The sequence below is a fragment of the Bacillus sp. EKM202B genome, from assembly GCF_011066025.1.
GTDB classification, from domain to species: Bacteria; Bacillota; Bacilli; order Bacillales; family Bacillaceae_G; genus Bacillus_A; species Bacillus_A toyonensis.
In genome coordinates, this window is sequence record NZ_JAAMNK010000068.1 from 1 (window position 1) to 5,619 (window position 5,619).

At 33.7% G+C, this 5,619-nt stretch carries 6 protein-coding genes; all 6 read left to right on the forward strand.

Going from position 1 to position 5,619, the window contains the following annotated elements; translation table 11 throughout:
- Nucleotides 1-576: DNA/RNA non-specific endonuclease (locus G9F74_RS29115; protein WP_260408305.1), on the forward strand; the 576-nt coding region annotated here is incomplete at its 5' end.
- 17 nt (nt 577-593) lie between these two features.
- Nucleotides 594-1,049, forward strand: a complete 456-nt coding sequence (locus G9F74_RS29120) for an immunity protein YezG family protein (protein WP_000657439.1) — start codon at nt 594-596, stop codon at nt 1,047-1,049.
- Nucleotides 1,050-1,789: 740 nt separating this feature from the next.
- On the forward strand, nt 1,790-2,575 hold the full coding sequence (locus G9F74_RS29125; protein ID WP_016108801.1) for a recombinase family protein: 786 nt from the start codon (nt 1,790-1,792) through the stop codon (nt 2,573-2,575).
- Between the two features lie 156 nt (nt 2,576-2,731).
- Nucleotides 2,732-3,967 (forward strand): IS110 family RNA-guided transposase, encoded by a 1,236-nt coding sequence (locus G9F74_RS29130; protein WP_016108800.1) that lies wholly within the window; start codon nt 2,732-2,734, stop codon nt 3,965-3,967.
- 249 nt (nt 3,968-4,216) lie between these two features.
- A complete protein-coding gene (locus G9F74_RS29880) occupies nt 4,217-4,558 on the forward strand; it encodes an HNH endonuclease signature motif containing protein (protein WP_016108799.1) in 342 nt (113 codons plus the stop codon).
- Between the two features lie 20 nt (nt 4,559-4,578).
- Entirely contained in the window at nt 4,579-5,049 is a 471-nt protein-coding gene (locus G9F74_RS29140; protein WP_000403324.1) for an SMI1/KNR4 family protein, read from the forward strand.
- Nucleotides 5,050-5,619: the final 570 nt, after the last annotated feature.

The following is a 5,619-nucleotide window of genomic DNA, read 5'->3' on the forward strand; positions in this document are numbered from 1 at the left end:
GAAGTAGCTGGAAAGTTTTCAAAGGCAAGTACGGCAGCTAAGGATGACGCTTATCAACTTGCTAAGGGTACGGGTAAAGGCAGTACTGTAAGTGAAGTTAAAACATTTGTGGACAAAGGGGAACAGTTTACAAATGGAAGAAAAAATAGATTAAAGCCTGAAATTAGGTATAAAACAGGAGAGTATGATTACTTTTACGAAACAGATAATCTTGGAAGAATTGAAAAATTTGAAACAGATAAGTTGCAACTAACTGAGAGAGAGAAGAGATTATCACATAGTAAAAATACACTAGGAAAAGTAAAAGGACAAGATCATGCAGGACATTTGGCAGGTGATAGGTTTGGAGGGTCACCTAAAATTGACAATTTAGTTTCGCAATTATCTGATGTTAATTTGAAGAAATATAAAAAAGTTGAAGATAAATGGGCTGCAGCTTTAAAAGAAAAACCACCAAAAGAAGTAACAGTTAAGGTTGATATAATATACTCTGGGAATGATATGCGTCCAGACAAATTTATAGTTAATTACACTATAGATGGTAAGCCAGGTAATGCAAAATTTAAAAATTTATAAAAGGAGTGTAATGTAGTATGAAAGAATTCGAAGATAGATTTAGTGAATTGCAAGCTGATATGATATCCATATGTATGGAATATGTTGAAAATAGAGCCGATAAAGTATATGTTTACGCTTCATGTGAAGAAGATATGATTTCTAGTAGTTTCTTTTATTTAATTAACAATAAGTATGTAGAGTGTCACAAGGTTAATGATGCATTGGAAAATGGAGAAGAAAGATATGATGTGTCTCCAGAACGAATGTTTCAGGTTCTACAAATTATAAGTGAAGATATCGAAGAGATTGAAATATTATGCAAAGAATACGAAAAAGATATGCCAACTGAGATGAAATTAATATACGCTGCTCAGAGTGGTAAGTTTAAAGCTGAATATAAGTATGATTTAATACATACAAATGAGGATATAAAAACGGCTGATGATTTTGCTGATGAGTGGTTTGAGGAAGTAAAAAATAATAACCTCTAAAAAAATTATAGTAATAGATATATCTAAATTGAATTAATAACTCATGAAAGTTGTAGCATCAATTTGTAGAATAGCATTTGGGTAGTATTTAGTGACTTATAAATACAGTATTTGTATACAGGAGTGACAAAGTATTGCTGTAATTAATTTAAAACATGTTATGAAGTGTACAGAAAAATAATAGGCTGTTAAAAAGTATATACCTCATGATGGTTGTACCATCATAGAGTATTATGTGCAATGATAGAATAGAAAACAAAGTACGAGCTTAGGCGAAATGACATTTTACATTGCGGTGAATATAAACACATGGAATGGGCATGAAACTAACGAACTCGTACAAACTCGTAAGTTTTAACGTAGTAGTTGTCATGACATACAAAAGGTGTCATACTGTTACTACAAAATTTACAAATTTATGCTACTTAAAAACAGATGAACTTAAAGCACTTGATTGTCAATTAAAGACAACAAGTGCTTTTTTGCGTTTTAGCGTAGAAATTTAAAAGAGCACTATAATTTTATAAGTGCATTAAGTGTTAAATTTTTATTGTTGTTTTATAGGCTGTAGTGGCTATGTACAGTATACGACGATAGTAGAGGAAAAAATAAAAGGTTGTGTTATTTTTTGAAGTCATCGTAAAGTACGTTTTAACGGATGGACGTTATGCACACGTTATCCGCAAAAAACGGGTAAACGTTACAGGGATTGTAATTGCTGTAACGGGAAGGGACTTAATATGGAAGAGAAAGTAGTTGGTTATGTACGAGTTTCAACAGAAGGTCAAGTACGTGAAGGGTACAGCTTGGCGTATCAAGTAGAAGAAATTGAACGGTACTGTAACGAGAATGAATTACAACTGCTTCACATATACGAAGATAAAGGAATTAGCGGAGCGACAGTAGATGAAGATGGATTAACAGTTGAACGTGAAGGATTACAAGAGCTATTGTCAGATTTGGCGTATCAACAAGTGAGCCACGTGATTGTACTAAATACATCTCGGTTATGGCGCTCTGATATGGCAAAAGTGTTAATACAACGAGAACTAAAGAAACATGAGGTTGATGTAAAAGCAATTGAACAATCAAATTACAGTATATACACACATGACCCAAATGATTTTTTAGTAAATGGCATGTTAGAGCTATTAGACCAATACCAACGTCTCGAGATTGCATTAAAGCTAAGTCGAGGTAGAAAGAAAAAAGCGGAACAAGGTGGCTATGCAGGTGGCGGTGTGATGTTTGGTTACACAGTCAAGAAAGGACAAAAAGTGTTAGAAGTAGATGCGGAAAAAGCAGTAGTTGTACGGAGACTATTTGAATTACGACACTTTTTTAAACATTGGTCGCTAACTCAATTGGCAGCAAGACTGAATAGGGATGGTTATCGTACAGAGAAAGGAAAGCTGTTTACGAAAGTACAAGTGAAACGCATGTTAGACCGAGAGAGTTTTTATCGAGGGATATATACATATGGACAAATACAAGCAAATGGGAAACATCCAGCAATTATTTTATAAACTCACTTAAAAAATTAGCTCATTTTACTATACATACTACTAGAGTTATGAAAAATGGATAGGCTTGCGTACCTATGCGCATCGGAAGATGAACGCTCGAACTAAGGTTGCCGACATTTTTATATATGACTAAATCATTGAATAGAGGGATGAGTTATGCATAATAGACAGAACTATTTGTATGTAGGAGTAGATTTACATAAGGAGCATCATACGGCTGTTATGATTAATTGTTGGCAAGAAAAATTAGGAGAAATACAATTTGATAATAAACCATCTGCATTTTCGAAGTTTTTATTAGAAGTAGAGACATATGTGTGTGATGGGATAATTGTTGTATTTGGTTTAGAGGATGTTGGTGGTTACGGAAGAGCGTTAGCGAAATATTTAGTAGATCATGAACAAGTAGTGAAAGAAGTAAATCCAGCTTTATCATTTTTAGAGCGAAAAAGCCATGTGACGACACAAAAAAGTGATAGTTGGGATGCGGAATGTGTAGCACGCATATTGGTAAACAAATTTAATCAATTGCCAGATGCAAAGCCAAACGATTTATTTTGGTCGATACAACAACTAGTATCAAGAAGGAATGCATTAGTAAAAGCACAAAGTGCGTTAAAGAACCAACTACATATTCAATTAAACCATCATTATCCAAGTTATAAAAAGTTTTTCTCAGAATTAGATGGGAAAACAGCATTAGCGTTTTGGCAGCAATATCCGTCACCCTCTTGTTTAGAGGGGGCGAATATAAAGCAATTAACAGCTTTTTTATTAGATGTTAGCAACAATACATGTTCAGTAAAGAAAGCAAGCGACATATTAAAACTTGTAAAAGAAGATGGACAAACAATGAAAGAGTATCAAGAAATGCGAAACTTTTTAGTAAGAAGTATTGTACGGGAGATTGAGTTTAAAAAGAAGGAAATGAAATACATCGAAAGAGAATTAAAACAGCTAGTAAATCTACTAGATTATCAATTAGAGACGATGCCGGGAATAGAACTTGTGACGGCATCAGCATTAATTGCAGAAATTGGAGATGTAAGACGATTTCCAAATGCCAACAAATTAGCACGATTTGCGGGGATTGCGCCTGTTTACTTTGGTTCTGGTGGGAAAGGTAAGAAACACAAAAGCAAACAAGGAAACAGGGCGCTACACGCTTTATTTTATAATTTAGCAGTGCAGCAAGTGCAAGTAGCAAAAGGCAGTAAGATGCCACGAAATCCAGTGTTTCATGCGTACTATCAAAAGAAACTTAAAGAGGGAAAAACAAAAGGACAAGCATTGGTATGTATTATGAGAAGGCTTGTAAACATTGTATATGGCATGATGAAATATAAAACAGCTTATGAGTTGCCGGTAGTGGAAGAAAAAGAAGTAGTTTAATAAGGGTTTATATGGTTTGCTTTTTTATTGTGAGGGTTTAAGATTACAACATAGGGTACGGGTAATAGAAGTAAGACAGCAAGTGAAGTTAATTTAAATAATATAGATGATTTTATTAACGGAACTAAGAATTTTGATGATGTATTAGATGATTATGCTCGACATTATATTGAGGTAATAGATATTAAAAACTGGTCTTGGGCCAATAATATTAAAGGTGGAAACAAATTAACAAGTAATAAAAGGAAAATGATAAAACAACGAGCTGAAGAACTAGATCTTATCCCGAAAGTTGAAGTGAAAAAAGTAGAAGGTATGCGCTATGGATTTGCTGATTTTGAAGGACTTGGTCTAGTAGTACATAAAGATGAACTTCCAAAAGATTTATGGTTAAAAAGAGATGTGGAGCAATTTGACTGGTTGAACAACAGACTTCCAGAAGATATAAGGGCTATGGTGGAAAATGGTTCTTATACGTGGCATCATACTGAAGTACCAGGGAAAATGCAACTAGTTCCTTATGGAATCCATGGTATTACTGTTCATAATGGTGGAAGGACTAAAGGAATGTGGTCAGATGCGCCAAGATAATAAAAAAAGGAGTGTTTTGAATGGAAATTAAAAAAGAATCTATAATTTATCCGTTACCGTCTGATAGTTTAATATTAAAGAAAGAAGAATTTTGGAGAGTTCAACTACCGGTAGATTATAAGAATTTCATAAAATTTAATAATGGTGGTTCCCCAGAAAAGAAATCTTTTGTGTGTAATAACCATAGCTATGCAGTTATTAGGTTTTTATGTATTCTTGAAGCCCCAGAAAATATTGAAATAGGTATGTTTGATATTGATGTAACATGGACCCAGCTAGATGAGAGACTTACAGATGATGGAGATTTACTGGGAGTAGCTTTATTACCAATTGCTGTATTATTTGCCGGTGATTTTTTATGTTTAGATTTTAGAGAATCAAGAAGTAACCCGAAAGTTTGTGTGTGGGATCATGAGAATTCTGCTGAACTTGAACCAGTAAGTCATCATGTGGCAGATACATTCGATGAATTTATGGGTATGCTTCACTAATACATCTATCTAGATAAATCACATGATTAAAACTAGATAAAAGAACTCCAAAAAGATTTTTGAATGATACAGGAAAACAATAAGGAGTTTGAAAATAATGACTCACGATGGTTGTACCATCAGGGGCTACTATGTGCAATTCTAGTATAGAAAAAGCAGTACGAGCTTAGGCGAGATGACATTTTACTGGGTGATGAATATAATCACATGGAAAGTATATTAAACTAAGAACTCGTACAAACTCGTCAATTTTAACTTAGTAGTTCATAGCATGTAAAAGGTGTCGTACTGTTACTATAAAACTTACAGATCTTATAAATCTTATAAATCTTACAAATCTATGCTACTTAAAAACATATGAACTTAAAGCACTTGATTGTCTACGAAAGGCAACAAGTGCTTTTTTGTGTTTTAGCGTAGAAATAATGTGGTACAATCGCTTAAGGAAAATAAGACTTTAAAGAATGCACTAGATGCTATGAAAAACACAAACATTCCAGTAGCAGTTAGGACGGTGGATACTGGAATAGGAATGAAGCTTCCTTATATAGAATCTTCAACTGTTGGAGA

Coding starts and splice junctions, on each gene's coding strand:
- G9F74_RS29880 (WP_016108799.1), top strand. CDS start 4,217: ATGATAAAACAACGAGCTGAAGAACTAGATCTTATCCCGAAAGTTGAA.
- G9F74_RS29130 (WP_016108800.1), top strand. CDS start 2,732: ATGCATAATAGACAGAACTATTTGTATGTAGGAGTAGATTTACATAAG.
- G9F74_RS29125 (WP_016108801.1), top strand. CDS start 1,790: ATGGAAGAGAAAGTAGTTGGTTATGTACGAGTTTCAACAGAAGGTCAA.
- G9F74_RS29120 (WP_000657439.1), top strand. CDS start 594: ATGAAAGAATTCGAAGATAGATTTAGTGAATTGCAAGCTGATATGATA.
- G9F74_RS29140 (WP_000403324.1), top strand. CDS start 4,579: ATGGAAATTAAAAAAGAATCTATAATTTATCCGTTACCGTCTGATAGT.